The 26442-nt window shown below is 62.4% G+C and carries 23 protein-coding genes; 9 read left to right on the top strand and 14 right to left on the bottom strand.

Annotation, left to right across the window (positions count from 1 at the left end):
- Nucleotides 1-21 precede the first annotated feature (21 nt).
- The 7 genes from H0485_RS02920 to H0485_RS02890 form a co-directional block, all read right to left on the bottom strand.
- A complete protein-coding gene (locus H0485_RS02920; RefSeq protein ID WP_226933860.1) occupies nucleotides 22-369 on the bottom strand; it encodes an H-type lectin domain-containing protein in 348 nt (115 codons plus the stop codon).
- Nucleotides 370-518: 149 nt separating this feature from the next.
- On the bottom strand, nucleotides 519-920 hold the full coding sequence (locus H0485_RS02915; RefSeq protein WP_226933859.1) for a F0F1 ATP synthase subunit epsilon: 402 nt from the start codon (nucleotides 918-920) through the stop codon (nucleotides 519-521).
- A gap of 10 nt (nucleotides 921-930) precedes the next feature.
- Nucleotides 931-2370, bottom strand: coding sequence for a F0F1 ATP synthase subunit beta (gene atpD / locus H0485_RS02910; protein WP_226933858.1), 1440 nt, complete (start codon nucleotides 2368-2370; stop codon nucleotides 931-933).
- 20 nt (nucleotides 2371-2390) lie between these two features.
- The gene (locus H0485_RS02905; protein WP_226933857.1) at nucleotides 2391-3263 is read right to left on the bottom strand and encodes a F0F1 ATP synthase subunit gamma; all 873 of its coding nucleotides are present in this window, start codon (nucleotides 3261-3263) and stop codon (nucleotides 2391-2393) included.
- Nucleotides 3264-3284: 21 nt separating this feature from the next.
- Entirely contained in the window at nucleotides 3285-4823 is a 1539-nt protein-coding gene (gene atpA / locus H0485_RS02900) for a F0F1 ATP synthase subunit alpha (RefSeq protein ID WP_226933856.1), read from the bottom strand.
- Nucleotides 4823-5383, bottom strand: a complete 561-nt coding sequence (locus tag H0485_RS02895) for a F0F1 ATP synthase subunit delta (RefSeq protein WP_226933855.1) — start codon at nucleotides 5381-5383, stop codon at nucleotides 4823-4825. Before H0485_RS02895 ends, atpA begins: the two co-directional genes overlap by 1 nt.
- 363 nt (nucleotides 5384-5746) lie before the next feature.
- On the bottom strand, nucleotides 5747-6556 hold the full coding sequence (locus H0485_RS02890) for a class I SAM-dependent methyltransferase (protein ID WP_226933854.1): 810 nt from the start codon (nucleotides 6554-6556) through the stop codon (nucleotides 5747-5749).
- 60 nt (nucleotides 6557-6616) lie between these two features.
- Here H0485_RS02890 and gloB point away from each other — a divergent pair, with 60 nt between their 5' ends.
- The 3 genes from gloB (at nucleotide 6617) to H0485_RS02875 (ending at nucleotide 11043) form a co-directional block, all read left to right on the top strand.
- A complete protein-coding gene (gene gloB, locus H0485_RS02885; protein WP_226933853.1) occupies nucleotides 6617-7384 on the top strand; it encodes a hydroxyacylglutathione hydrolase in 768 nt (255 codons plus the stop codon).
- Between the two features lie 167 nt (nucleotides 7385-7551).
- The gene (clpA, locus tag H0485_RS02880; protein ID WP_226933852.1) at nucleotides 7552-9870 is read left to right on the top strand and encodes an ATP-dependent Clp protease ATP-binding subunit ClpA; all 2319 of its coding nucleotides are present in this window, start codon (nucleotides 7552-7554) and stop codon (nucleotides 9868-9870) included.
- A 300-nt stretch (nucleotides 9871-10170) separates the two neighbouring features.
- The gene (locus H0485_RS02875) at nucleotides 10171-11043 is read left to right on the top strand and encodes a transporter (protein ID WP_226933851.1); all 873 of its coding nucleotides are present in this window, start codon (nucleotides 10171-10173) and stop codon (nucleotides 11041-11043) included.
- A gap of 58 nt (nucleotides 11044-11101) precedes the next feature.
- Here H0485_RS02875 and H0485_RS02870 read toward each other — a convergent pair whose 3' ends face one another.
- The 3 genes from H0485_RS02870 to H0485_RS02860 form a co-directional block, all read right to left on the bottom strand.
- Nucleotides 11102-12025, bottom strand: coding sequence for a bile acid:sodium symporter family protein (locus tag H0485_RS02870; RefSeq protein WP_226933850.1), 924 nt, complete (start codon nucleotides 12023-12025; stop codon nucleotides 11102-11104).
- Between the two features lie 164 nt (nucleotides 12026-12189).
- Nucleotides 12190-13839: a peptidoglycan -binding protein gene (locus tag H0485_RS02865; protein WP_226933849.1), complete on the bottom strand. Its 1650-nt coding sequence runs from the start codon at nucleotides 13837-13839 to the stop codon at nucleotides 12190-12192.
- A gap of 3 nt (nucleotides 13840-13842) precedes the next feature.
- A complete protein-coding gene (locus tag H0485_RS02860; protein ID WP_226933848.1) occupies nucleotides 13843-15048 on the bottom strand; it encodes a biopolymer transporter ExbB in 1206 nt (401 codons plus the stop codon).
- 225 nt (nucleotides 15049-15273) lie between these two features.
- Between H0485_RS02860 and H0485_RS02855 the strand changes: the two genes are divergently transcribed.
- The 4 genes from H0485_RS02855 to H0485_RS02840 all read left to right on the top strand — a co-directional run bounded on the left by H0485_RS02855 (nucleotide 15274) and on the right by H0485_RS02840 (nucleotide 18963).
- Complete coding sequence (locus H0485_RS02855; protein ID WP_226933847.1) at nucleotides 15274-15804, top strand: TIGR00645 family protein; 531 nt, start codon at nucleotides 15274-15276, stop codon at nucleotides 15802-15804.
- Between the two features lie 69 nt (nucleotides 15805-15873).
- Nucleotides 15874-16959: a histidinol-phosphate transaminase gene (gene hisC / locus H0485_RS02850; protein WP_226933846.1), complete on the top strand. Its 1086-nt coding sequence runs from the start codon at nucleotides 15874-15876 to the stop codon at nucleotides 16957-16959.
- A complete protein-coding gene (locus tag H0485_RS02845; protein WP_226933845.1) occupies nucleotides 16956-17879 on the top strand; it encodes a prephenate/arogenate dehydrogenase family protein in 924 nt (307 codons plus the stop codon). Before hisC ends, H0485_RS02845 begins: the two co-directional genes overlap by 4 nt.
- A 37-nt stretch (nucleotides 17880-17916) precedes the next feature.
- On the top strand, nucleotides 17917-18963 hold the full coding sequence (locus tag H0485_RS02840) for an extensin-like domain-containing protein (RefSeq protein ID WP_226933844.1): 1047 nt from the start codon (nucleotides 17917-17919) through the stop codon (nucleotides 18961-18963).
- Here the strand turns inward: H0485_RS02840 and H0485_RS02835 are convergent, their stop codons facing one another.
- On the bottom strand, nucleotides 18964-20010 hold the full coding sequence (locus H0485_RS02835; protein WP_226933843.1) for a DUF2125 domain-containing protein: 1047 nt from the start codon (nucleotides 20008-20010) through the stop codon (nucleotides 18964-18966).
- A gap of 78 nt (nucleotides 20011-20088) precedes the next feature.
- Between H0485_RS02835 and H0485_RS02830 the strand changes: the two genes are divergently transcribed.
- Nucleotides 20089-20634 (top strand): gamma-glutamylcyclotransferase, encoded by a 546-nt coding sequence (locus H0485_RS02830; RefSeq protein WP_226933842.1) that lies wholly within the window; start codon nucleotides 20089-20091, stop codon nucleotides 20632-20634.
- Nucleotides 20635-20751: 117 nt separating this feature from the next.
- Here the strand turns inward: H0485_RS02830 and H0485_RS02825 are convergent, their stop codons facing one another.
- Nucleotides 20752-22191, bottom strand: a complete 1440-nt coding sequence (locus H0485_RS02825) for an aldehyde dehydrogenase family protein (protein ID WP_226933841.1) — start codon at nucleotides 22189-22191, stop codon at nucleotides 20752-20754.
- A gap of 255 nt (nucleotides 22192-22446) precedes the next feature.
- Between H0485_RS02825 and H0485_RS02820 the strand changes: the two genes are divergently transcribed.
- Complete coding sequence (locus H0485_RS02820) at nucleotides 22447-23100, top strand: peroxiredoxin (RefSeq protein WP_226933840.1); 654 nt, start codon at nucleotides 22447-22449, stop codon at nucleotides 23098-23100.
- Between the two features lie 77 nt (nucleotides 23101-23177).
- On the opposite strand, the gene H0485_RS02815 is transcribed toward H0485_RS02820, so the two are convergent.
- A complete protein-coding gene (locus H0485_RS02815; RefSeq protein WP_226933839.1) occupies nucleotides 23178-23723 on the bottom strand; it encodes a CHAP domain-containing protein in 546 nt (181 codons plus the stop codon).
- 321 nt (nucleotides 23724-24044) lie between these two features.
- The gene (gene pnp, locus H0485_RS02810) at nucleotides 24045-26189 is read right to left on the bottom strand and encodes a polyribonucleotide nucleotidyltransferase (protein ID WP_226933838.1); all 2145 of its coding nucleotides are present in this window, start codon (nucleotides 26187-26189) and stop codon (nucleotides 24045-24047) included.
- Nucleotides 26190-26442: the final 253 nt, after the last annotated feature.

Below are 26442 nucleotides of genomic sequence, written 5' to 3'. Positions count from 1 at the left end.
GTCCCGCTGGCCAGGCACCGCCTAATCCACCTGCCACTGCTCGGCATCGCGCAGCTGGCCGATTGCGGTCCAGCTGGCGCGGATGCGGGCGATGCGGCTGTCGCCCCAGGTGCGGAACACAAGGTCAAAGCCCTCGGCCGTCACCGCCGCGGTGCTCAGGTCAATGCGGGAATTGGTGCGATGGTCGAGATCCCACATCGACAGCCCCGCCATGACCGCGGGCGGAGCCTGGAAGGGCTGTGGGAAGCTCACACGGCTGCGCACCTCACGCGGGCCCTCACCGACCCACATCGGGCCTCCCGTGGCGAAATCCGCGAACAGGATCTCACTGCCCTGAAGAATGCCAACCGGCGCATTGAGCTGAAGCATAGGAAGGAAAATCCGCCTGACAGGGTTTCTGCCTTCAGCCGGGCTGTCCCGCTGCGGCCTGAGACAAAATTGCACAGATCGCAGAATGTCAAAAGGCCCCATGCAGGATCTGCACAGGGCCTTTTGTTATACGTTATGAGGGCTGGGCCTCAGTGCTTCTGGACCTGGTCGCGCAAAGCGATCACATCCGAAAGCGCTTTCTCAGCCTCGGCCTTATCCGCACCCGAAGCCGCTTCCGCCCGGGCACGGGCCTCGGCGATCAGGGTGTCAAAGACAGCGCTGTCAGCCTCTGCTGCCGGGATGGCAAGCTCGGCCAGCACCGTCACCGAAGCCGCCGAAATATCAGCAAAGCCACCGATCACGACGAAGCTTTTGACACCTTCCGCCGTGGTCGCACGCAGCAGACCCGGACGCAAAGTGGTGATGGTGGGGGTATGCCCCGCCATCGCCGTCATGTCACCCGCGCTTGCCGGAAGCTGAACCTCGGTCGCAGCGACCGATGCCAGTTTCCGCTCGGGGCTCACGAGGTCAAATTGCAGATTGCCTGCCATTTAAGCCCCCTTATGCCGCTGCTGCGAGTTTGGCAGCTTTGGCTTTCACGTCTTCGATGCCGCCAACCATGTAGAAGGCTGCTTCCGGCAGGTGGTCATATTCACCGGCCACAACGGCTTTGAACGAAGCAATGGTGACGTCCAGCGGAACCTGAACACCATCCGAACCGGTGAAGACTTTTGCCACGTCGAAGGGCTGCGACAGGAAGCGCTGGATCTTACGGGCGCGCGTCACGGTCAGCTTATCTTCTTCCGACAACTCGTCCATGCCGAGGATGGCGATGATGTCCTGCAGCGACTTGTACTTCTGCAAGATACCCTGGACCGAACGCGCCACGTTGTAATGCTCTTCGCCGATCACCGACGGGTCAAGCAGACGCGAGTTCGAATCGAGCGGGTCAACGGCCGGGTAGATGCCCAGTTCCGAGATCGCACGCGACAGAACGGTGGTTGCGTCGAGGTGGGCGAAGGTGGTTGCCGGAGCCGGGTCGGTAAGGTCGTCGGCCGGAACGTAAACAGCCTGGATCGAGGTGATCGAGCCTGCTTTGGTCGAGGTGATGCGCTCCTGCATCGCGCCCATGTCGGTCGCGAGCGTCGGCTGATAGCCCACTGCCGAAGGAATACGGCCGAGCAGCGCCGACACTTCCGAACCCGCTTGGGTGAAGCGGAAGATATTGTCGACGAAGAACAGAACGTCGGTCCCGGTGGCATCGCGGAACTGCTCGGCCAGGGTCAGACCGGTCAGAGCGATACGCGCACGTGCGCCCGGCGGTTCGTTCATCTGGCCATAGACCAGAGCCACTTTCGATTCCGCCAGGTTATCAAGCTTGATAACGCCGGATTCGATCATCTCGTGGTAAAGGTCGTTGCCCTCACGGGTCCGCTCACCAACACCTGCGAACACCGAGTAACCCGAGTGCACTTTGGCGATGTTGTTGATCAGTTCCATGATCAGAACGGTTTTGCCGACGCCTGCGCCGCCGAAGAGACCGATCTTACCGCCCTTCGCATAGGGGGCGAGAAGGTCGATAACCTTGATACCGGTCACCAGAACTTTCGACTCGGTCGACTGAGCGATGAACTCAGGCGCCGGCTGGTGAATCGCGCGACGCTCAGCAGCTTCGACCGGGCCCTTTTCGTCAATCGGCTCGCCGATGACGTTCAGGATGCGGCCGAGGGTTGCGTCACCGACCGGAACCGAGATCGGAGCGCCGAGATCGGACACCGGAGCGCCGCGAACGAGGCCCTCGGTTGCGTCCATAGCGATGGTCCGCACGGTGTTTTCGCCAAGGTGCTGGGCCACTTCGAGGACCAGACGCTTGCCGTTATTTTCGGTTTCCAGTGCGTTCAGAATCGCGGGAAGCGATCCTTCGAACTGGACGTCCACAACTGCGCCGATGACCTGGGTAACCTTGCCCGCGGCGGCAGCAGCTTTGGGTGCTTTTGCCATTGTGTAAATCTCCGGGTTCGTCAGAGCGCCTCAGCGCCCGCAATGATTTCGATGAGTTCGGTGGTGATCGCTGCCTGACGGCTCCGGTTGTACTGAACGGTCAGCTTATTGATCATATCACCGGCGTTGCGGGTTGCGTTGTCCATAGCGGACATCCGCGCGCCCTGTTCCGAGGCGCCGTTTTCCAGCAAGGCAGTGAAGATCTGGGTCGCGACATTGCGCGGCAGCAGCTCGGCGAGGATCGCCTCTTCCGACGGTTCGTAATCGTAAAGCGAGCTTGCGCCGCCTGCCGATTCCTCGAACTTAGCCGGAATGATCTGCTGCGCGGTCGGGATCTGGCTGATCACCGACTGGAAGCGCGAGTAGAAGATCGTCACCACATCAGCTTCACCACCATCGAACATGGCCGTGACCTTACGCGCAATATCCGCCGCATTGGCATAGCCAATCCGTTTGACATCGCTCAGGTCGACGTGACCAACTGACAGATGACCAAGGTCACGCTTCAGCTGCTCACGGCCTTTTTTGCCGACGGTGAGGATCTTCACGGTCTTCCCCGCTGCGATCAGCTCCTGGGCTTTCGCCCGGGCAAGCTTGGCGATCGAAGCATTGAAGCCACCGCAAAGTCCGCGTTCAGAGGTCATCACCACCAGAAGATGGGTCTGATCCTTCCCGGAACCGGCGAGCAGGCGCGGGGCCTCTGCCGAACCGGCGATACCGGCGGCGAGCGAGGACATAACCCCGCTCATACGCTCGGCATAGGGGCGTGCAGCCTCTGCCGCTTCCTGCGCACGGCGCAGTTTCGCAGCAGCGACCATTTGCATCGCCTTGGTGATCTTCCGCGTATTTTTTACGCTTCCGATCCTGTTTTTAAGGTCCTTAAGGCTGGGCATCTGCCTTCTCCTTCAGGGCTCTTATGCGAAATCTTTGGCGAATTCAGCGATAGCGTCTTTCAGCTTCTGCTCGTCAGCGCCCTTGATCTTCGGGTCAGCCGTGGTGAGCCACTCAAGGATATCCTTGCGCGGGCCACGCAGGTAAGCCAGCAGAGCCGCTTCAAAACGACCAACATCCTTCACCGCGACCTTGTCGAGGAAACCAGCGGTACCGGCATAGATCACCGCAACGATTTCAGCGTTGGTGAGCGGCGAGTACTGCGGCTGTTTCATCAGCTCAGTCAGACGGGCACCACGGTTCAGCAGCTGCTGGGTAGCGGCGTCGAGGTCCGAGCCGAACTGAGCGAAAGCAGCCATCTCGCGGTACTGAGCGAGCGACAGTTTCACCGGGCCAGCCACGGTTTTCATCGAATTGGTCTGAGCCGACGAGCCGACGCGCGACACCGAGAGACCGGTGTTCACTGCCGGGCGGATGCCCTGGTAGAACAGTTCGGTTTCGAGGAAGATCTGGCCGTCGGTGATCGAGATCACGTTGGTCGGGATGAAAGCCGAAACGTCGCCGCCCTGGGTTTCGATAACCGGAAGTGCGGTCAGCGAGCCATTGCCGAAATCGTCGCCCAGCTTTGCCGAACGCTCGAGCAGGCGGGAGTGCAGATAGAAAACGTCGCCCGGGTAAGCTTCGCGGCCCGGCGGACGACGCAGCAGCAGCGACATCTGACGGTAGGACACGGCCTGTTTCGACAGATCATCATAGACGATCAGGGCGTGGCGGCCGTTGTCGCGGAAATATTCTGCGATAGCGGTTGCCGAATAGGGGGCGAGGTACTGCAGCGGTGCCGGGTCCGAAGCGGTTGCCGCGACAACGATGGTATAAGCCAGCGCGCCGGTTTCCTCGAGCTTCTTCACCAGCTGAGCAACGGTCGAACGCTTCTGACCGATTGCCACATAGATGCAGTACAGCTTCTTCGACTCGTCGTCGCCGGCAGCTTCGTTATAGGACTTCTGGTTCAGAATGGTGTCGAGCGCGACAGCGGTCTTGCCGGTCTGACGGTCGCCGATGATCAGCTCGCGCTGGCCACGGCCAACCGGGATCATCGCGTCGATGGCCTTGATGCCGGTCGCCATCGGTTCGTGAACCGATTTACGCGGAATGATGCCCGGCGCTTTGACGTCAGCAACGCGACGCTCGGTGGCTTCGATCGGGCCTTTGCCGTCGATCGGGTTGCCGAGACCGTCAACCACGCGACCGAGCAGAGCGTCGCCGGCCGGCACGTCCACGATCGACTTGGTGCGCTTGACGGTGTCGCCTTCTTTGATGTCCTTGTCCGAACCGAAGATAACGATACCGACGTTATCGACTTCGAGGTTCAGCGCCATCCCGCGGATACCGCCGGGGAATTCGACCATCTCGCCGGCCTGGACATTGTCCAGACCATGCACGCGGGCGATACCGTCGCCAACCGACAGCACGCGGCCGATTTCAGCGACTTCGGCATCTTTGCCGAAATTCTTGATCTGCTCTTTCAGGATCGCAGAGATCTCAGCAGCCTGAATTCCCATCACCCAACCTCTTTCATAGCATTCTGCAGGGAAGCGAGCTTCGATTTGACCGAAGTATCGATCTGGATCGAGCCCAGCTTGACGATAAGTCCGCCGATGAGGCTTTCATCAACGGTGGTGTTCAGTTTGACCTCTTTGCCGACCGAAGCTTTCAGCTTGTCGGAAAGGGCTTTGGCCTGAGCCGGGCTCAATGCGCTGGCCGCAACCACCTCGACACTGATTTCGCCTTTTTCTTCGGCGATCAGATCCGCCAGCGCTGCGAGAAGCTGCGGCAGGACGAACAGGCGGCGCTTGGCTGCCATCAGGGCCAGGGTATTTGCAGTCAGGTCACTGAGTTTCATGGCCGAGGCCAGTGCCTGGATGGCATTGGCCTGGTCTGCACGGACAACCACCGGCGAGGCAATCATCGCATTCAGTTCGGGCGAGGCGGCGAGAGCATCTTTCAGCTGAGCAGCATCGGCTTCGATGGCCGACAGCGCTCCCCCTTCTTTTGCAAGATCGAAAAGCGCGGAAGCGTAACGCGCCGCAATGCCCTGAGAGATCGAAGCTGATTCCGCCACGGTCGTCCTTCCCATATTTCGGGCCTCACCCTCATCATCCACCGGCGTCGCCCTCTCGCGTGCGCCATGGACAAAGGAGGCCCCTCTGTATCCCGCTGTTGGCGGTCCCCTTAGCAGAGGGCGGGCAACCCCGCAACCTGGCCATTCGCGGATTCGTGATGGTTTCGGCCCCCTCTGCCCCCTGCGGCGGCCCGCTGGCCCGCCCGGGCCCGGCGACACCCTGCCCTGTGCTGTTTTGCCGCGCCTGCAAGCCTGTTTATCAGGCAGATAAGGCCAAAGCGCAGAATCGAGCGAGAAACCAGGATTCGCTGCCGCCAGCGGCATTCTGCCAGGACAGGACACCCGCCCCTGACCGCGCGGGGTTCAGGCTCCGGCGCGCCGCAGAGCGGCGTCCTGGCCGTGCGCATGGCGTGGCGGGAAGGACTTCAGCGCCGGTTCCGGCGCGCCGCCGCTCCGCACCCCCTCCAGCGCGCGCAAAGGCCGGGCCACCACCGCTTTCAGCCCGCCCCTGGTCGGGGCATAGACCTGCTTTGAGGCCTCGACCATCAGCACCCCGCCCGCCAGCCAGGGCAGCCTGCGCCCGGCCCGCTCCCACAGATCAGCGGTGCGCAGCCAGAACGGCGCCTGTGACGGCGGGGTATGCAGCACCGTAACCGAGCGCTCGGGCGTAAAGCCGTGATGGCGCAGCTGCGCCTCAAGCTGGGCCCCGGACCAGGACCGGCCCGTCCCGAAAGGCGTCGCATCGCGCCGCGCCCAGAGCCCGGCCCGGTTCGGCACCACAAAAACCGCCCGCCCCCCTGGCCCCAGAACCCGGTGCGCCTCATCAAGCACCGCGGCAGGCTGTTCCGAGGTCTCAAGCCCGTGCATCAGCACCAGCCGGTCGGCATGGCCGGTGGCCATCGGCCAGCTGGCCTCCTCGCACAGAACCGAGACATTGGGCTCTCCGGCGGGCCAGGGCATCACCCCCTGGGGCCCGGGCATCAGTCCGATCACCCGCCGCGCCCCGGAAAGCCAGGGACGCAGCAGCGGCACCGCAAAACCAAAGCCGACGACGGTCTGCGCCGGCCCCGGCTGCCAGAGCCGCAGCAGCTGCTCACGGATGGCGCGCTGCGCCACCCGGCCAAGCTGGGTGCGATAATAGAAATCTCGCAGATCCTGCACATCGAGGTGCATTGCAGCCCGGGCCTCCTTCGGAGATGCTGTGTCATCTTAGCGGCGCAGGAAGGAAAGACCATGGCCCTCGAACTGGTAACCATTCCCTGCCTCACCGATAATTTCGCCTTTCTGCTGCATGATGCAGATTCGGGTGAAACCGCGCTTATCGACGCGCCCGAAGCGGCGCCGGTCCTCGCGACCCTGGAGGCGCGCGGCTGGGGCCTGTCTCAGATCCTGCTGACGCATCATCATGATGACCATATTCAGGCGGTCCCCGAACTAGTTGCGGCCACCGGGGCAAAGGTTCTGGGCGCGGCAGCGGATCAGCACCGCCTGCCGCCGCTGGCCCGGGCGCTGCACGAAGGCGACCGGATTCAGATCGGCGCGGAACAGGGCGAGGTGATCGCCGTCGATGGCCATACAATCGGCCATATCGCCTTTTACTTTCCCATCTCAGGCCTTGCCTTCACCGCCGACAGCCTGATGGCGGCAGGATGCGGGCGGCTGTTCGAGGGGAGCCCGGCGCAGATGTGGCACAGCCTGTCAAAACTGATGCGGCTGCCGCCGCAAACCCTGATCTGCTCGGGCCATGATTACCTTGATGGCAATCTGCGCTTTGCCCGCGCTCTTGAACCGGATAATCCTGCCCTTATCTCCCGTATTGAAGCTCTGGCCGGGATGCGCCGCGAAGGCCGCCTGCCCATGCCCTCAACCCTTGCCGAAGAACTGGCTACCAATCCGTTTCTGCGCGCAGCTCTGCCGCAGATGAAAGCCGCTGCGGGCCTGCCCGGTGCCGGTGAGGTGCAGGTTTTCAGCGAAATCCGCGCCCGCAAGGACCGGTTCTGATGCAAGGCCTGCCCGATTATCACAATCCTGCAATCAGGATGCCGATTTACCACCCAACATCAGATTGCGCTTGAAGTGCGCTGAATAACACCGATCTTTAACTCTATGAGGCCACGGTCGGAACGGGCGTCACCGCCCCCGGCCCCGAGGAACAGGAGCAGGCGCAAGTGCCGTCATTCTCGTCAACGCTCGAACAAGCCATTCACGGCGCGCTGGCCCTGGCCAATGCCCGTCGCCATGAACTTGCAACCCTCGAACATCTCTTGCTGGCTCTGATCGACGAGCCCGATGCTGCCCGCGTTATGAAGGCCTGCTCGGTGGATCTCGACGATCTGCGCAAGACCCTGAACGATTTCATCGACGAAGACCTGTCGACGCTGGTCACCAGCGTAGAAGGCTCGGAGGCGGTCCCGACCGCCGCTTTCCAGCGCGTGATTCAGCGCGCGGCAATCCATGTGCAGTCTTCGGGCCGCACCGAAGTGACCGGCGCCAATGTGCTGGTCGCGATCTTTGCCGAACGCGAATCGAATGCGGCCTATTTCCTGCAGGAGCAGGATATGACCCGCTATGATGCGGTGAATTTCATCGCCCATGGCGTGGCCAAAAACCCCGCCTTCGGCGAGGCCCGCCCGATCCAGGGCGCCGATGAGGCCCAGGAAACCCCGAAGGCCGAGGCCGGAGAGGCCAAGGAATCGGCGCTGTCGAAATATTGCGTCGATCTCAACGTCAAAGCCCGCAAGGGCGAGGTGGATCCGCTGATCGGCCGCGACCAGGAGGTCGAGCGCGCGATCCAGGTGCTCTGCCGCCGCCGCAAGAACAACCCGCTGCTGGTGGGCGATCCCGGCGTGGGCAAGACCGCGATTGCCGAGGGCCTGGCCTGGAAAATCGTCCGCAAGGAAGTGCCGGAGGTGCTCTCGGGCGCGACGATCTATTCGCTCGACATGGGCGCCTTGCTGGCGGGCACCCGCTACCGCGGTGATTTCGAGGAGCGCCTGAAAGCGGTGGTCAAAGAGATGGAGGATCACCCCGATGCGATCCTGTTCATCGATGAGATCCATACCGTGATCGGGGCCGGGGCGACTTCGGGCGGGGCCATGGATGCCTCGAACCTGCTGAAACCCGCGCTTCAGGGCGGCAAGCTGCGCTGCATGGGCTCGACCACCTATAAGGAATTCCGTCAGCATTTCGAGAAAGACCGTGCCTTGTCGCGGCGCTTCCAGAAAATTGACGTGAATGAGCCTTCGGTGCCGGATGCGATCAAGATCCTGATGGGGCTGAAGCCGCATTTCGAAGAGCATCACGATCTGCGCTATACCAATGAGGCGATCAAAACCGCGGTCGAACTGGCGGCGCGCTATATCAATGACCGCAAACTGCCCGACAGCGCGATTGATGTGATCGATGAGGCTGGCGCGGCGCAGCATCTGGTCAGCGAGTCAAAGCGGCGCAAAACCATCGGCACCCGCGAGATCGAGAATGTGGTGGCGAAAATCGCCCGCATCCCGCCGAAAAACGTCTCGAAAGACGATGCCGAAGTGCTGCGCGATATGGAAAAGACGCTCAAACGTCTGGTCTTTGGTCAGGACAAGGCGATTGAGGCGCTTTCGGCCTCGATCAAACTGGCCCGGGCAGGCTTGCGCGAGCCGGAGAAGCCGATCGGCAATTACCTCTTCACCGGCCCGACCGGCGTCGGCAAAACCGAAGTGGCAAAACAGCTGGCAAATACGCTTGGCGTGGAACTGCTGCGCTTCGACATGTCGGAATATATGGAGAAACACGCGGTCTCGCGTCTGATCGGCGCGCCTCCGGGCTATGTCGGCTTTGACCAGGGCGGGATGCTGACCGATGGCGTCGACCAGCATCCGCATTGCGTGCTGCTGCTCGATGAGATCGAGAAGGCCCATCCAGATGTGTTCAACATCCTCTTGCAGGTGATGGATCACGGCAAGCTGACCGACCATAATGGCCGGGCCGTCGATTTCCGCAATGTGATCCTGATCATGACCTCGAATGCCGGGGCTTCGGATATGCAAAAAGCCGCGATCGGCTTCGGGCGCGAAAAGCGCACCGGAGAGGATACTGCCGCGGTCGAGCGCACCTTTACCCCGGAATTCCGCAACCGTCTGGATGCGGTGGTTTCCTTCGGCGCCCTGCCGAAAGAGGTGATCCTGCAGGTGGTCGAGAAATTTGTGCTTCAGCTGGAGGCGCAGCTGATCGACCGGGGCGTGCATATCGAGCTGAGCGCGGAAGCCGCCGCCTGGCTGGGGGAGAAGGGCTATGATGATAAGATGGGGGCACGGCCGCTGGCGCGTGTGATCCAGGAGCATATCAAAAAGCCCCTCGCCGAAGAACTCTTGTTCGGCCAGCTGCAGAAAGGCGGTCTGGTCCGGGTCGAGGTGAAGGATGATGCAATCGTTCTGAAGATCCAGGAACCGGCAAAGCCGCGGATCGCTGGCTCGAAACCACCCCTGCTGACCGCCGGGTAACGGGCCGGAAAACCGGCAAGACATGACAGAGGGGCCGCCATCAGGTGGCCCCTCTACTGTTAACCACAGGGCTAATTGATTCCCGGTGAAACCATAACTTCTACCCCATATTTTGATCATTTTCGGGCGGCAGAGCGCAAAATATGCGACAGATTGTCGCGAATTAAGCCCCTACTGCAGAGCCCTGCCTGCGATTTATTGCGACCAGGTAACGCTGTTGCTACCGCGCCCTCGCCACGGTGACCGATTGATCTGCCGGCAATCCGCCAGCAGAGGGTGACCGGGCGTGGGACAGAGAAGATGAAACCTGTGAACTTTAGCAAAGCTGCCCTCGCAGCTCTCCTCCTGCCGCTGGCCGCTCCGGCCATGGCGCTTGAGGTTCAGCCCGGTGATTACGCCTGGGCTGGTGATGGCCGGACCCTGGCGATTGCCTATTTTCAGCATCAGACCTCGGACAGCTTCTATGGCGCCGATGGCAGCACCATTGGCAATTCCAGTCTCGACGCCGATATCGTGATCGCGCGAATGGTGCATTACCGTGAGATTGCAGGCCAGAAGCTGGCTTTCCACGCCATTCTGCCGATTGGTCAGTTTGACAATATCCGCATCGGCGGCGCCGGTCAGCCGGCCAAAGACGGGATTGGCGATCTGACGCTGGGCACCACCTGGTTCCCGGTCACTTCGGCCGAGCCGACCGGCACCACGCTTGGCCTGTCGCTCTTCGCCACCGCCCCGACCGGCGTGTTCAGGAATGATCACGTCTCCTTCGGTGCCGGCACCTGGTCGCTGACGCCGCAGATCGGCATGGTTCAGGGCCTCGGCAATGGTTTTTTCATCGATGCCTCGGCTGAAATGACCGTGACCCGCGATTTCGAGGAGGCCGGCGTCTCTTACGAGCGCGAGGACACCACCCAGGCTTCGCTCTATCTGCGCTACCAGTGGGATGACGCGACCGCCTTCTCGCTGGGCTATGTCAGCCGTAGCGGTGGCGAGCTCTGGGTGAATGGCGCGGCAACGGGCCAGGAAACCAACAATGACCAGCTGCGCCTTGTCGCCAGCAAAATGGTCACCCCGGACTTCCAGATCCAGGGCATGTATGGCCATGATATCGACGTCAAAGGCGGCTTCCGCAGCGAGCCTCTGGCCCAGATCCGCCTGATGAAAGTGTTCTGAGACGAAAAAAACCCCCGCCTCACGGCGGGGGTTTTGCTTGTCAGTCAGGGATGACGCTTCAGCGGAAGCGCGAGGCGAAATTCGCAAAGAGCGCCCCCGAGATATTGTGCCAGACCGAGAAAATCGCGCTCGGCACGGCGGCGAGCGGCGAGAAATGCGCCGAGGCCAGCGCCGCGCCCAGACCCGAATTCTGCATCCCCACCTCAATGGCAATGGCTTTTTGTTTGGCGATATTCAGACCAAAGATCCGGGCGAACAGGCCGCCGATCAGATAGCCCAGCCCGTTATGCAGCACCACCACCAGGAAAATCAGCAGGCCCGAGGTGGCAATCTGCGCCTTCGAGACCGCGACCACCGCCGCCACGATCAGCACGATCCCGGTCACCGAGACCAGCGGCAGCACCGGAACCGCGGCTTTGACCGCCGAGGGCAGCAGCTTTTGCGCCAGCACCCCAAGTGCCAGCGGCACCAGCACGACCTTCACGATCGACAGGAACATCGCGGTGGCATCAACCGGCAGATATTGCGAGGCAAAGGCCAGAACCAGCCAGGGGGTGACCAGCGGCGCCAGCAGCGTGGTGACGCTGGTACAGGCCACCGAGAGAGCCACATCGCCTTTGGCCAGATAGGTCATCACATTTGACGAGGTGCCCCCCGGGCAGCAGCCGACAAGGATCACCCCCGCCGCCACTTCGGCCGGCATCGGAATGATCATGGTCAGCGCCACCGCCAGCAGCGGCATGATGGTAAACTGCGACACCGCCCCGATCAGCACCTCAAAGGGGCGACGCGCCACTTCGCGGAAATCATCAAGGCTGAGCGTCAGCCCCATGCCGAACATGATGATACCCAGAAGGGTCACAATCCAGGGCGCGACCGCGCGGAACACATCGGGCAGAACAAAGCCCAGAACAGCAAAGACAACCACCCAGAGGGCAAAGGTCTTGCCAACGAAACCGGAAAACACTGATAATTGCTTCACATAGACCCCACAAAACGGTAGAAAGTTGCGCGTTTCCCTGTTTTGGCTGCGGGCCTAAGCGCCAGATGCGGGAAATACAAGCCCGGTGATGCCACAGGCCGCTGCACGCCAGGCCTCAGCCCGGCACTGAAAGCCCCGTAAGGCGACCGGCCCCGGCGGGTGACTTATCTCTCGGTCAGCTTCAGCTCGATGCGCCTGTTCTGGCTGCGCGCCGCCTCGCTGTTGCCTGGCGCCACCGGGCGATATTCGCCAAAGCCGGTCGCCGCCAGCCGCTCGGGCGGGAAGCCCAGCTCGCTCTGCATATAGCGCACCACCGACAGGGCCCGGGCCTGGCTCAGCTCCCAGTTATCGCGGAAGGCGCCGGTGCCCGAGAGCGGCTGGTTATCGGTATGGCCATCGACCCGGATGATCCAGTCGATCCCCTCGGGGATCTGCTGGCGCACCTCGTTCAGGATCGACACCACACTGGCGATCTGAGCCCGACCCTCCGGGGCCAGATCGGCGGCCCCGGCGCTGAACAGCACCTCAGAAGAGAATACAAAGCGGTCTCCGACCACTCTGACGCCTTCGCGTCCGGCAAGAAGGGTCGAGAGCTGGCCGAAGAATTCGGATCTGAACCGCTCCAGATCCTGCTTCTCGGCCTCGATCCGCGCCCGTTCGGCCGCTTCCAGCTCGGCGCGGGCGCGCTGCTCGGCAGCGACCTGGGCCAGAGCGGCATTGAGATCCTCGCCCAGCGATTCCAGCTGCATATTGGCCGCATCGCGCGAGGTTTCGGCCTCGCCAAGGATCTGCTGCAGCGCATTGAGCTGGCTGCGCAGCTCGGCCAGCTGACGGTTGACCAGTTCCAGATCCCGCGCTGCCGCAAGGGTTTTTTCCTGCTCAGCCAGCAGGCTGGCCTCAGCCATGGCCAGAGCCGCACTTTTGCCGCCCTCGCTCTGCCGGGCTGCCAGCCGTTCAGCCGCCAGCAGGGTCAGCGTCTCTTCGGCGCGTTTACGCTCGGCCTCGAGGCGCAGCGTCATCGCGCTCAGCTCCGTCTCCGAGCCCGCCAGCCGCTCGCGCAAGGCCTGCAGCGCCGCGGCATCGGCCAGCGCGGCAGTCTCGGCCGCGCTCAGTTCAGATTTTGCCGCCGCCAGCGCCCCCTGATCGGCCTCGCCTTTCGCGCGCAGATCGGCGAGCAGGGCCTCAAGCGCCTCGCGCTGTGCTGCGGCCAGCCGCGCGGCTTCAGCACTGGCATCAATCTCTTTGCGCGCCGCCGCCAGCGCCAGCGAAGCCGCTTCGGCATCGGTGATCAGCCGCGCTTTCGCCGCCTCCAGATCCGCCAGCGAAGCGGCAAGGCCTTTCGCCTCATCGCGCGCAGTGTCGCGCTCGCCGGTGATCAGCGCCAGATCAGCTGCCACCCGGTCACGATCGGCAATCAGCGCTGCCACCTGGGCTTCAAAATCGCTCAGCCGCGCGCGCGCGCCCTGCAGATCCGCCTCGCGGGCAGTCAGATCGGCCTGCAGCCCGGCGATCAGCGTGTCGCGCCTCTGCCCCTCGGCCAGGGCACTGGCCAGCGAGGATTGCAGCCCGCCCACTTCACTTTGCAGATCCGAGACCCGGCGCCGCTCCAGCCCCAGTGCCTGAGACAGCGCCGTCAGCTGCTCATTCAGCGCCGTCAGCTCATTATCCTGATGGGTGATCTGCTCGCGCAGCACCGATTGCATGACGGTAAAGATCGTCAGCACAAAAATCATCACCATCAGCAATGTCGTCACCGCATCGACAAAGCCTGGCCAGATCAGGCTGGAATCGCGGCGATTGCGCGAGAGCGCCATGGCTCAGCCCCGGTCCTGGCTGGTGCCGGCACCCGGCAGCTGGCGTGAAATCTGCCGCATACCCATGGTCAGCTGCGCCAGATCATGGCGCAGATCGGCCACCATCTCCTGGCGACCGGCGGAAAGCTCTTCGAGAATGCGCAGCATCTGCACATCAATCGAGCGCAGCCGCATCCGGCTTTCGGCATCCGGGCCTTCGCGGGCCTGCTCGGCCAGATGGGCCAGCAGCTGATCCTGGCCATCCGCCATACGGGTCATGGCGGCAAGGCTTTCCTCACTGGCTGCCGCCCCGGCCTGCAGCCGCTCGCCCAGACGGTCGACGGCTTTTGCCAGATCAGCCATGCGCTCTTCCATCACCGAGCGCGCCTGATCGGCCTGGGTATAAAGGCCCTGCAGACTTTCCATCTGGCTGACCACATGATCCAGCACCTGGACGATGGCGCTCTGATCGGCAGAGCCACCCTCGCCCTCACTCAGCCCGATCCGGGTGATCGAGGACAACCATTCCTCAAGCTCGCGGTAAAAACGGTTCTGGCCATGGCCGGCAAAAAGCTCAAGCAACCCCACCACCAGAGATCCGCCAAGCCCCAGCAGCGAGGTGGTAAAAGCCGTGCCCATACCGCCGAGCTGACCCTCCAGCCCGTTCATCAGCCGCCCGAATACCGCCATACCGGATTCGTTATCTGAGGGCGCAAGGCTGCGGATGGTCTCGACCACTGCGGGCACCGTGGTGGCAAGGCCCCAGAAAGTGCCGAGCAGACCAAGAAAGACCAGAAGATTGCTCAGGTAGCGGGTGATATCACGCGCCTCATCAATGCGCTGCGCCACCGATTCCAGAATGGTGCGCCCGGATGAGGCCGAGATTGCGACATTATGACTGCCACGCGATTTCAGCAGCGCCGCCAGCGGCGCCAGCAGCACCGGTGCAACCGCCTCTTCCGAGCCCGGGCTGCGCCGGACGTAATTTTCAATCCAGCTGACCGATTTGGCCAGGGTGAAGACCTGCCAGAAACAGGTGATGACCCCGAGGCCGAAGACAAAAAGGATCAGCCCGCTCAGCGCCAGATGCGATCCGGCCAGCATCCGGGCGATACTGCCATGCAGGAACCAGACCACCGCCCCGATCAGCAGACTGACAATAAGCATGGTGGTAATGGCGCGGATCGGCTGACTGAATGTCGTGCCGTGCACAGCATCTGATCGCTGCATGAGAAGGATGCCTGCCCCGTAAACCGAATTTTGTCCGGAGCCTAACCGGGTTAGCCGGGGCTGCCAAATCAAATCCGCCGCGAGGCGCCGCCGCACCTCTGCCGCTGCCCCCTTTCAGCCCTGCCGGCACGGCACTGCAGCCGCGTGCCGGGGAATGGTATTTTACGTTTTCCTCCGGCCCGGCAACCGATATGGAAAGCGCAACCGCAACCGGAGTCAGCCATTATGTCTGGGACAAATCCAGTCGAAAAAGCCTTTGAGAAAACGCTCTTTGCCAGCCGCTGGCTGATGGCGCCAATGTATCTTGGCCTGGTCATCAGCCTGATCATGCTGGTGGTCATTTTCTGCCGCGATATCGCCTATTACTTCCCCAAGCTGATGACGATGAATTCCGAGGATGTGATCCTCGTCGCGCTGACCCTGATCGATCTGACCCTTGCCGCAAATCTCGTGCTGATCGTGATGTTCTCGGGCTATGAAAATTTCGTTTCGAAGCTGGAGGTGGACAGCGCAGACCGGCCCGGCTGGATGGGCAAGGTTGATTTCGGCGGGCTGAAAATGAAGCTGATCGCCTCGATCGTGGCGATCTCAGGCATTTCCCTGCTCAAACGCTTCATGGCAATCGGCGATGCCAGACCGATCAATGAGACCGAGATGTACTGGATGGTGCTGATCCACCTGACCTTCGTTGCCTCGGGTGTGCTGATGGCGCTGATGGACTGGTTTCAGGCAAAATCCTATACCAGCCGGAAATAATAGCCGATCTGACCACTGGCTTTGCAGCGGGGCTGCAGCTAGAACGCCGGTCGACAGCAGGAGTTGAAGATGTCCGAAGCGATTGTGCCGCAGCCCGGGATTATGGAGATCGCCCTCTATGAGGGCGGCAAGGCGACGGTTGCCGGCGTTTCGAATGTTGTCAAACTCTCCTCGAATGAAAACCCCTTTGGCCCTTCAGACCGGGCCAAAGATGCCTTTCAGCGTGCGGTACATGCGCTGCACCGCTATCCTTCGACCGATCATGCCTCGCTGCGGCAGGCGATTGGTGAGGTACATGGCCTTGACCCGGCGCGGGTGATCTGCGGCGTCGGTTCGGATGAGATCATCCACCTGTTGTGCATGGCCTATGCCGGGCCGCGCGATGAGGTGGTGTTCACCGAACATGGCTTCCTGATGTATAAGATTGGTGCACTCGCGGCGGGCGCAACCCCGGTCGAAGTGCCCGAGCGCGAGCGCGTCACCGATGTGGATGCGATCCTGCGCGCCTGCGGGCCGCGCACCAGGCTGGTCTTCATTGCTAATCCGAACAATCCGACCGGCACTATGCTACCCGCTTCCGAGATTGAGCGGCTGGCGGCAAATCTGCCGCGCCAGGCGCTGCTGGTGCTCGACGGCGCCTATGCCGAATATGTCGAGGATTTCGACGGCGGCCTTGCCCTGATTGAAGCCCGCAGCAATGTCGTGATGACCCGCACCTTCTCAAAAATCTATGGTCTGGGCGGGCTGCGGGTGGGCTGGGCCTATGGCCCGAAAGCCGTGATCGATGTGCTGAACCGCATCCGTCAGCCCTTTAACCTCTCGACCGCGCAGCTCGAGGCCGCCGAGGCCGCCGTCCGCGATCAGGACTGGGTGACCCGCTCGCGCAGTGAGAACGCCCGGATGCGCTCCTGGCTGGCCGGGGCTCTCGCCGAGGTCGGCGTGCCCTCTGACATCTCGCATGCCAATTTCATCCTGGCCCGCTTCACCAGCCCGGCCGAGGCCGAGGCCTGTGATCTCTGGCTGCAGAAAGAAGGGCTGATCGTGCGCCGGGTCACCGGCTACAAGCTGCCGGACTGCCTGCGCATCACCATCGGCGACGAGGCGGGCTGCCGCCGTGTGGCCCATGCCATCACCCAGTTTAAGGCCCAGCAATGAGCGAAGCCCTGCCCCGCGTCGCGCTGATCGGCCTGGGGCTGATCGCTTCCTCCATGGCCCATGCCCTGCGCGCCAAAGGTCTTGTCCGGGACATCACCGGCTATGCCCGCTCGGCCGAAACCCGTGCGGTGGCGCTGGAATTGTTCTGCGACCGCGTCACCGAAAGCGCGGCCGAGGCGGTTAAAGAGGCCGATCTGATCGTGCTGGCGGTGCCGGTAGGGGTAATGGGCGAGATCACCGCCGAGATCGCCCCGCATCTGAAACCCGGCGCCATTGTCACTGATGTCGGCTCGGTCAAGGGGGCGGTGATCGAGGCGGTCAGCCCGCATATCCCGCAAGGCGTGCATTTCATCCCCGGTCATCCGCTGGCCGGCACGGAATATTCCGGCCCGCGCTCGGGCTTTGCCACTTTGTTTGAGAACCGCTGGTGGCTGCTGACCCCGCTTGAGGGCCAGGATCCTGCCGCCCTCGCCCGGCTGCGTGCCCTGCTCGAAGCCATCGGCGCCAATGTCGATGAGATGGAGGCAAAGCGCCATGATCTGGTGCTGGCCGTGGTCTCGCATACGCCGCATCTGATCGCCTATACGATGGTCGGCGTTGCCGACCATCTCCGCCGCGTCACCCATGAAGAGGTGATCAAATATTCCGCCTCGGGTTTTCGCGATTTCACCCGGATTGCCGCTTCAGATCCGACGATGTGGCGCGATGTTTTCCTGACCAATAAAGATGCAGTGCTCGATATTCTGGGCCGGTTCACCGAAGAGCTGTTCATGCTGCAGCGCCAGATCCGCATGGGCGAGGGTGAGCAGCTTCACGCCTATTTCTCGCGCACCCGCGCCATCCGGCGTGGCATCATTGATGCGGGTCAGGATACTTCGGCTCCGGATTTCGGGCGCGCGGCGGGTCAGCCCAAGGCCTGACTACGGCCCCCCTGCCCAGCTGCACAGGACAAGACGCATGATCACCAGGCTGACGGTATTGCTGCTCTGTCTCGCCACCCCGGGTTTTGCCGAACCGCTCGGGAAATCACCGCGACCCGGCGGCAACCCCAGACTGTCCGCCGTGACCCTGTCCCATTCCGATGCCGCGCCGGCCAGCCCCGGAGCGGCCGGGGCCATTGCCGCCCCCGCCTCTGCCTCTGCCGCCCCGGCTAGCGGCCTGCGTCCAAGGCCCCGCCCTGCCGCACTGGAACAGGTCGCAGCGCTGGCTCCGGCCGTTACTCCTCCCCTCCCGACAGGGCAGGCCATGCTGCGCCCGCGCGCCCGGCCCGCTTCGGTTGAGGCCCGCGCAGCCGCAGCAATGGAAAGCCCATCCGAAATTGCAGCGCCAAGGCGCGAGGCCGAAAACGCCAGCCTCGCCGCCGCGCCTGAGGCGAAAAAATCAGATGGCCCCACCTCTTTTTCGCGCCCGAAAGACCGGTCCGAAGATCTGAAAACCGCCTCAGCCAATACGCCGCGCGGCAAAGATAAGGCCGGCAAAAAGCCAAAAGAGAAAGCCTCCTCGCGTGGCTCGGTCTGCGGTGTGGCCGCGATTAAAGGCGAGCCGATCGCGCCGATCACCTCAAAGGTTCAGGGCTGCGGTCTGCAGGACGGGGTGCGGGTCACCTCGGTCTCGGGCGTGCGGCTGTCGATGGCAGTCACCATTGACTGCGCCACCGCCAAAGCACTGAACCGCTGGGTCGAAAGCGCGGCCCAGCCCGCATATGGCAATCAGATTGTCGAGCTGAAGATTGCAGGCCATTACGTCTGCCGCCCGCGCAACAATAAAAAAGGCGCCAAGGTCAGCGAGCATGGCAGGGGCAAAGCCGTTGATATTTCAGGCTTCAGACTGTCCTCTGGCAAGGTGCTGCCAGTGCTGAAAGGCTTTGATGCAAAGATGCGCAAGGCCCATCGCGGCGCCTGCGGGATCTTCGGGACAACCTTGGGTCCGGGATCGGACGGCTATCACGAAGATCACCTGCATTTCGACACCGCCAGCCAGCGCAATGGCCCCTATTGCCGCTGATCAGAGGCCGGGCTGTGCCAGATTTGGGGCCGCCGCCAGCGGCAGCGGGCCGAAATTCATCCAGCCGTCTTTCAGCACCAGCGGCAGGCTGATCTGATCCGGCGTACCCGCATCCTGCGCCAGAGCCGCCAGCATATTCTGCAGCAAAGGCGCCATGCGCGGCTCGACCTTGCCGCTGGCCACCATCAGCACTGGCAGATATTGCCAGTTCTTCGCCGTAACGGTGATGCGACCGCTGGCATAGCCCTGAGCATCCGGCAGCAGCATGCCACTGGCCGAAAGCTCCAGCGCGCCCCAGGTCAGGCTCAGATCGCGCAGGTTCAGCGCCGTCACCCCCGGCTGGCTCTGACCGGCATGACGGTCAAGAGGCGCGGTCAGGCTGAGGATCAGATCAAGATGCAGCGCGCTGATTACCTCGGGCAGCGGCTCAGCCGGAGCGGCTGCCAGGGTGACAGCGGCAATTTTTGCCGCGATTGCCGCATCGGGCCGCAGCTCACCGGCATTCAGGCCCAGCTGGTAGAGCGCCCCCCCGGTCAGTCCCGCATCGGGCAAGGCGCTGGCGTCGCGCAGCCCGAGGCTGACGCCGCCTGCCGTGAATTCGCCCATGCCGGCGCCGCGCAGCGTGATCGCCTCGCCGCTCAGCCGCAATTCTGCCAGCGGCAGATCCAGCGCCGGTGCCGCGCGCAGGCTGGCCTGCAGGGCGCGCCCCTCCAGCTCCAGCATCTGACCCGCAATGAACAGCTTCTGACGCTCGGGCAGGCCAAGGATGATATGCCAGGGCTTCCAGCTCATCGCATAGAGCCAGACCACCGGCCCCTCAAAGCCAAAACGCCCGCCCGGATCACGGTAGCGCAGATCGCGGGCCGTCAGGTCAAAGCGGCTGGCAAAGCCCCTCAGGCCAAGATCGGAATAGCTGATCTCGGCCCCGGCATTGCGCTGATCGGCGATCAGGGCCTTGGCCTCGCGCAGGATGAGCGCGCGGCCCAGGAACCACCAGCCGCACCACAGCACAACCAGCACGACAAAGAAGCCCATCAACCGGCGCATATCGCACCCCCTTTTACCCGTCCGACAATCGGTGTTTATCAGGGCCAGGTTACAGTCCCACCGAAAGGAGAACCAGCCTTGTCGCAAACTGCGCCCAAGCCGCTCTGGGTTTTTGGCTATGGCTCGCTGATCTGGAATCCGGGCTTTCCGGTCGCCGAGCAGCGGCTGGCCCGGGCAAGGGGCTGGCGGCGCAGTTTCTGCATGTGGTCGATCCACCATCGCGGCAGCGAGACCGAGCCGGGCCTGGTGCTGGCGCTGGACCGTGCGGCGGATGCCTGCTGCGACGGCGTGGTGTTCCGCGTTGCCACCGGGGCAGAGGCGGAAACCCTTGCCGCGCTGCGCGAGCGTGAACTGGTCTCATCGGCCTATCTGGAGGTGACGACCGAGGTCGAGACCAGTGCCGGGGTGATCCATGCCCTGGCCTATGTGGTGGATCCCGGGCATGTGCAATATTCCGGCAGGCTCAGTCTTGAGGACCAGGCCAGGATCATCCTGAAGGCAAGCGGCGGGCGCGGGCCGAACCGCGATTACCTCTGGTCAACCAGCACCCATCTGCACAGTCTCGGCATTGCCGATCCCGAACTGGACTGGCTGGCCGCCCGGGTGCGCGATCTGGCGCGCTGAAACGGGGCTGACCTCTCCTCCAGCCAGCTGACAGCGGGCTGAGTGCTTGTCATTTCCGGACATTTTTCCGGTTAGCTGAGCGGTTGCGGCGCCCGAAAGCGCCGCAGATCCGTCATTTCAGCTGAAATCGTAACCCGAGATCGCTTTCGGCTCGAGGAATTCCTCCAGCCCCCAGACCCCGCCCTCACGGGCCCGGCCCGATTGCTTGACGCCGCCAAAGAAGGAACCGGCGCCACGCGACTTGCCGTTCATCTCGACCATACCGGCGACGAGGCTGCGGCCAAGACGATTGGCGCGGGCCTGATCCTCGGTCTGCACATAATTGGTCAGGCCATAGGGGGTGTCATTGGCGATGGCGAGGGCCTCTTCCTCGCTGTCAAACGGGATGATCGACAGCACCGGGCCAAAGATCTCTTCGCGCTCGATCGTCATGCCAAGCTTTACATCGGCAAAGACCGTGGGCTGGATATAGAAGCCACGGTTAAAGCCCTCGGGCAGGCCCGGGCCGCCGGCCACCAGACGCGCGCCCTCGTCAATACCCTTCTGGATAAAGCCCTGAATCTGCTCCCACTGGCGCTTGTTTACCACCGGGCCGATGTGATTACCGGGCTGATCCGCCGGACCGACTTTGATCGCGGCCGCGATGCCTGCTGCCTCCTGCACCACTTTGTCATAGACCTTGCGCTCGACCAGCAGACGCGAGGGCGCGTTACAGCTCTGGCCGGTATTCTCCATCATCCGCGCCACCGACCAGCGCACCGCATCCGGGCGGGCATCGGCGAACAGCAGGTTCGCCCCCTTGCCGCCCAGTTCCAGCGTCACCCGCTTCAGCGTCTCAGCTGCGGCTTTCGAGATCGCGCGACCGGCGCGGGTCGAGCCGGTGAAAGAGATCATCTCCACATCCGGATGGGTAGAAAGCTGCGCGCCGACCCCTGCCCCATCGCCATTGACGAGGTTGAAGACGCCGGGCGGAATTCCGGCCTCATGGCAGAATTCTGCAAACATCATCGCATCCAGCGGCGCTTCTTCCGAGGGTTTCAGCACACAGGTGCAACCCGCCAGCATCGCCGGAACCGCTTTCAGCGCCACCTGATTGACCGGCCAGTTCCAGGGCGTGATCAGCCCGACCACCCCGATCGGCTCCAGCGCCACGGCGGATCCCGGGGCGTGATCCCCCAACGGGCGGATCCATTCGATATGCTCAAAGGCCTTAAGGAAATTGCTGGTATGCCAGGGCAGGCAGGGCGCATGCTCGGCCCGGGCGAAATCAATCGGCGCGCCCATTTCCATCGAGATGACTTCGGCGAATTCCTCGACCCGGGCCTCATAGGCCTCGAGGATTTTCGCCACCAGCCGGGCCCGCTCGGCCGGAGGCGTGGCACGCCAGCCCGGCAATGCGGCTTTTGCCGCCGCCACCGCAGCATCGGTATCGGCCTGATCACCCAGCGAGATTACCGCGCAGGGCTCTTCGTTCGAGGGGTTGATCACATGATAATCACGCGCCACCGCAGGCGCAGTCCAGGCACCATTGATATAAAATTCGCGTCTGGTCAGCATAGAAGCCTCCGGTCTTGGAACTGTTTTGATCAAAGCTGAGCATGCGCCGCCCGGCTGTGCAAGGGACTACAACCCCATAGCCTGCCGCTTCGCAGAAATTCTGCTGCGCAAGCACAGGCTCACCCGCTGATTTCATCCCCCCGGAACCAGCCCGGCCGGGAGAGCGTTCCAATTTCAGCCATTACAGCCCGGGGGGGATGCAGTTTTCTTCCGCAGGGTCTAAGTTCAGTCTCAGAATTGCTCAGGAGCAGACAGATGGTTCGCATTAACGACACCGCCCCCGATTTCACCGTCGATTCGACCGCCGGAGAGATCCGTTTCCACGAATGGCTGGGCGACAGCTATGGCATTATCTTCAGCCATCCGCGCGACTTTACCCCGGTCTGCACCACTGAATTCGCCGCTGTGGCCCAGCTGGCCGAAGAATGGAAAAAGCGCGGCACCAAAGTGATCGGCGTCTCGGTTGACGGCAAAGCTGAACATGAAAAATGGAAGCGCGACATCGAGGCCTTCGGCGGTTCGGCTGCAGATTTCCCGATCATCGACGACACTTCGCTGACCGTGGCCAAGGCCTATGACATGCTGCCGGCCGATTACTATCTGCCCTCCGAGGGCCGCACCCCGGCAAATACCGCCACCGTGCGTTCGGTCTATATCATCGGCCCTGATAAAAAAGTCCGCCTGACCCTGACCTATCCGATGTCGGTCGGCCGCAACTTTGCCGAGATCCTGCGCGCGCTGGATGCGATCCTGAAGACCGATGGTGTGCCGCTGGCCACCCCGGCCAACTGGGAGCCCGGTCAGGATGTCATCGTCGCTCTGTCGCTGAACAATGAAGAGGCCGAGGCCCGTTTCGGCAAGCTTGACGTAAAGCTGCCCTATCTGCGCTTTGCCAAAGATCCGGCCTGAGGCCAGAGCTGAAACAGCGAAAGGGGAGGCTGCGAAGCCTCCCCTTTTTTAATTCTGGCCATTCAGGCAGAGCGGTCTCAGTTCGGGTAGATAAAGCCCGAAACCGGATAGCTGGAGACGCCCATTTCACCGGCAACGCGCTCGACCTTGACCTCGGACCAGTCCCCACGGCGCGAAATATCGATCACCTTCATATCGAGCTGAACTTTATTGCGCACCCAATTGGCGTGATTGACGCGGATCTCGCGCTCGGAGACCACTTCCGACACCACTGCGACGTGACCACGCGACATGCCCCGGGTGGCAGAAAACGCCATAACCGCACCCGGACGGGGCTGGTTACCACGGGCATAGCTGCCCTTGGCCGATTTCCACCAGGTTTTGGCATCGCCACTGATCTGAACGCCGCTCGCAGTGCGGGCAAAGGGCACACACCAGACACGCTGGCCGGAGGATTGTTTCTCTTTCGCTTCGAGCAGGGCCATCTGCTGGCGGCTCTGATCAAGAGAGGAATAGGGCACCGCATCCAGTTCCGGACCACGGCCCATACAGGCGCTGAGAGCAAGGGCGGCACAAAGCAGGCCAAGGCGCCGGAAAAGGGCACGCGCTGGAGTAGCTGTCATGAGGCTCGTTCCGATGTCGTTTCTGCTCTGCCCCGATCAGCGCCGGAGCTTTGGCGTCACAAACCATGGGAAAGGGATTCGGGGCAATCATCACGATCACGGATCAGCGATTTTTCGCCACCCGATTGTTATGATCTGAAAGATATCCGTGATCTGCAGATATTTTGCTGCGGAATGTGCTTCAAAATAAGGCCCGAAGCTTCCTGCAGCCGCCAGAGGGGGGGCCGCGCCTGTCGCGCCCGGTGGGCGCCCCGGTGGCCCCGGCAAAACGAAAGGCCCCGGATCGCTCCGGGGCCTTTGCTCAGATCAGAACGGTAAGGCTCAGCCCTCGTTCGATTCGTCTTTCTTCTCCGGAGCGATTTCGGCACCGGTTTCCTGATCGACCATCTTCATGCCGAGGCGAACCTTGCCGCGATCGTCGAAGCCGAGCAGCTTGACCTTCACTTCCTGGCCTTCTTTCAGCAGCTCATTCGGGTGGTTCAGGCGCTTGTTCGCAATCTGCGACACATGCACCAGACCATCGCGCTTGCCGAAGAAGTTCACGAAGGCACCGAAATCGACCAGTTTCACCACTTTACCGGTATAGACCTGGCCTTCTTCCGGCTCTGCCACGATCGACCAGATCATGTCATAGGCCTTTTTGATCGCAGCCGCGTCATTCGACGCGATTTTGATCATGCCATCATCATTGATATCGACTTTGGCGCCCGAGACTTCCACGATTTCGCGGATGACCTTACCGCCCGAACCGATCACTTCACGGATCTTGTCGGTCGGGATCGACATGGTTTCGATCTTCGGAGCATAGGCCGAGAAGCCCTGCGGCGCCGACAGCGCAGCATTCATCTCGTTCAGGATATGGATACGGCCGTCTTTGGCCTGAGCCAGAGCCTGCTCCATGATCGCCGGGGTGATGCCTGCGACTTTGATGTCCATCTGCATCGTGGTGATGCCAGCCGCGGTGCCCGCAACCTTGAAGTCCATATCGCCGAGGTGATCCTCGTCCCCGAGGATATCGGTCAGAACGGCGTAGCGGCCGTCTTCTTCCAGGATCAGACCCATAGCAACGCCAGCCACCGGCGATTTCAGCGGCACGCCCGCATCCATCATCGACAGCGAACCACCGCAGACCGAAGCCATCGACGAGGAGCCGTTCGATTCGGTGATCTCCGACACCACACGGATGGTGTAGGGGAAGTCGGTTGCCGCCGGCAGAACTGCCTGCAGCGCGCGCCATGCCAGCTTGCCGTGACCGATCTCACGACGGCCCGGCGAACCCACGCGGCCAACCTCGCCCACTGAATAAGGGGGGAAGTTGTAATGCAGCAGGAAGTTCGAACGGTAGTTGCCGTTCAGCGCGTCGATGATCTGCTCATCCTCGCCGGTGCCCAGCGTGGTGACAACCAGGCCCTGGGTTTCACCGCGGGTGAACAGAGCCGAGCCATGCGCCCGCGGCAGGATGCCGTTTTCGCAGAAGATCGGACGCACGGTTTTATTGTCGCGGCCGTCAATACGGGCGCCACCATTGATGATGTCGCCGCGCAGAATGCCCGATTCCAGCTTCTTGATCGCCGAACCGAGGTTCTTGTCAGCGCGGTCCTCATCCGAGAGACCAGCCTTGATCGCATCCACCGCTGCCTTGATGGCATTGGTGCGCTCCTGCTTGTCGCGGATGGCGAAAGCGGCGCGCATCTGGGTTTCACCAGCGGCTGCAACTTTGGCATAAAGCGCCGCGTAATCCGGCGGGGTGAAGTCGAAGGGCTCGTTTGCGGCTTCTTCTGCAAGGTCGATGATCAGGTCGATCACCGGCTGCATGGCCTCATGGCCGAATTTGACCGCGCCGAGCATTTCCTCTTCGGTCAGCTCGTAAGCCTCGGATTCAACCATCATAACGGCGTCTTTGGTGCCGGCGATGACCAGATCCAGACGCTGCTCAGGATTATTCTTGAGCTGGGTCATGTCATCCATGGAGGGGTTCAGCACATATTGGCCATTCGAGAAGCCAACGCGTGCTGCACCGATCGGCCCCATGAAGGGCACGCCCGAGATGGTCAGCGCAGCCGAAGCCGCGATCATTGCCACGATATCGGGATCGTTCACCAGGTCGCAGGACAGCACGGTCGCCATGACCAGCACTTCGTTGCGGAAACCGTCAACGAACAGCGGGCGGCAGGGACGGTCGATCAGACGCGAGACCAGGGTCTCTTTTTCCGAAGGCCGCGCCTCACGTTTGAAGAAGCCACCCGGCACTTTGCCGGCAGCGTAGTATTTTTCCTGGTAGTGCACAGTCAGCGGGAAGAAGTCCTGGCCTTCTTTCGCGGTTTTGGCGAAGGTCACATTGGCCATGACCTGGGTTTCGCCGAGCGTCGCGATCACCGAACCATCTGCCTGACGCGCAACTTTACCGGTTTCCAGGGTAAGGGTTTCATTGCCCCACTGGATCGACTTCTGGGAAATCTTGAACATCTGTTTTCCTCTTGCGAGTGATCCGGCCCCTGCCGGTCTCGCGTGTCTGGCGGCCCCATTGCCGCCGCCCCAAATCCTGTGTGTGTGCCCGGGGCCAGGGGCGTCACGTCTCAGATGGGGGCGGGACATACAGGAAAAGTGGTGATTTGCAAAGCAATCTGTTGATTTCGGTACCGCAGGCCCGCTCAGGCCGGCCCGGCCCCGCCACTTTACCCCCCTGCCCTGCCTGGCAGCAGCCCGCGCGAGGCAATGC

Origin of the sequence: Pseudogemmobacter faecipullorum (assembly GCF_020539525.1) — a bacterium.
Classification (GTDB): domain Bacteria; phylum Pseudomonadota; class Alphaproteobacteria; order Rhodobacterales; family Rhodobacteraceae; genus Pseudogemmobacter; species Pseudogemmobacter faecipullorum.
This window is presented reverse-complemented; position numbering and strand designations above follow the sequence as displayed.

Excerpts from the sequence above, each read along its gene's own strand:
- H0485_RS02920 (WP_226933860.1), bottom strand. The coding sequence starts at position 369 with ATGCTTCAGCTCAATGCGCCGGTTGGCATTCTTCAGGGCAGTGAGATC.
- H0485_RS02915 (WP_226933859.1), bottom strand. The coding sequence starts at position 920 with ATGGCAGGCAATCTGCAATTTGACCTCGTGAGCCCCGAGCGGAAACTG.
- atpD (WP_226933858.1), bottom strand. The coding sequence starts at position 2,370 with ATGGCAAAAGCACCCAAAGCTGCTGCCGCCGCGGGCAAGGTTACCCAG.
- H0485_RS02905 (WP_226933857.1), bottom strand. The coding sequence starts at position 3,263 with ATGCCCAGCCTTAAGGACCTTAAAAACAGGATCGGAAGCGTAAAAAAT.
- atpA (WP_226933856.1), bottom strand. The coding sequence starts at position 4,823 with ATGGGAATTCAGGCTGCTGAGATCTCTGCGATCCTGAAAGAGCAGATC.
- H0485_RS02890 (WP_226933854.1), bottom strand. The coding sequence starts at position 6,556 with ATGCACCTCGATGTGCAGGATCTGCGAGATTTCTATTATCGCACCCAG.
- gloB (WP_226933853.1), top strand. The coding sequence starts at position 6,617 with ATGGCCCTCGAACTGGTAACCATTCCCTGCCTCACCGATAATTTCGCC.
- H0485_RS02875 (WP_226933851.1), top strand. The coding sequence starts at position 10,171 with ATGAAACCTGTGAACTTTAGCAAAGCTGCCCTCGCAGCTCTCCTCCTG.
- H0485_RS02865 (WP_226933849.1), bottom strand. The coding sequence starts at position 13,839 with ATGGCGCTCTCGCGCAATCGCCGCGATTCCAGCCTGATCTGGCCAGGC.
- H0485_RS02860 (WP_226933848.1), bottom strand. The coding sequence starts at position 15,048 with ATGCAGCGATCAGATGCTGTGCACGGCACGACATTCAGTCAGCCGATC.
- H0485_RS02855 (WP_226933847.1), top strand. The coding sequence starts at position 15,274 with ATGTCTGGGACAAATCCAGTCGAAAAAGCCTTTGAGAAAACGCTCTTT.
- hisC (WP_226933846.1), top strand. The coding sequence starts at position 15,874 with ATGTCCGAAGCGATTGTGCCGCAGCCCGGGATTATGGAGATCGCCCTC.
- H0485_RS02845 (WP_226933845.1), top strand. The coding sequence starts at position 16,956 with ATGAGCGAAGCCCTGCCCCGCGTCGCGCTGATCGGCCTGGGGCTGATC.
- H0485_RS02840 (WP_226933844.1), top strand. The coding sequence starts at position 17,917 with ATGATCACCAGGCTGACGGTATTGCTGCTCTGTCTCGCCACCCCGGGT.
- H0485_RS02835 (WP_226933843.1), bottom strand. The coding sequence starts at position 20,010 with ATGCGCCGGTTGATGGGCTTCTTTGTCGTGCTGGTTGTGCTGTGGTGC.
- H0485_RS02825 (WP_226933841.1), bottom strand. The coding sequence starts at position 22,191 with ATGCTGACCAGACGCGAATTTTATATCAATGGTGCCTGGACTGCGCCT.
- H0485_RS02820 (WP_226933840.1), top strand. The coding sequence starts at position 22,447 with ATGGTTCGCATTAACGACACCGCCCCCGATTTCACCGTCGATTCGACC.
- H0485_RS02815 (WP_226933839.1), bottom strand. The coding sequence starts at position 23,723 with ATGACAGCTACTCCAGCGCGTGCCCTTTTCCGGCGCCTTGGCCTGCTT.
- pnp (WP_226933838.1), bottom strand. The coding sequence starts at position 26,189 with ATGTTCAAGATTTCCCAGAAGTCGATCCAGTGGGGCAATGAAACCCTT.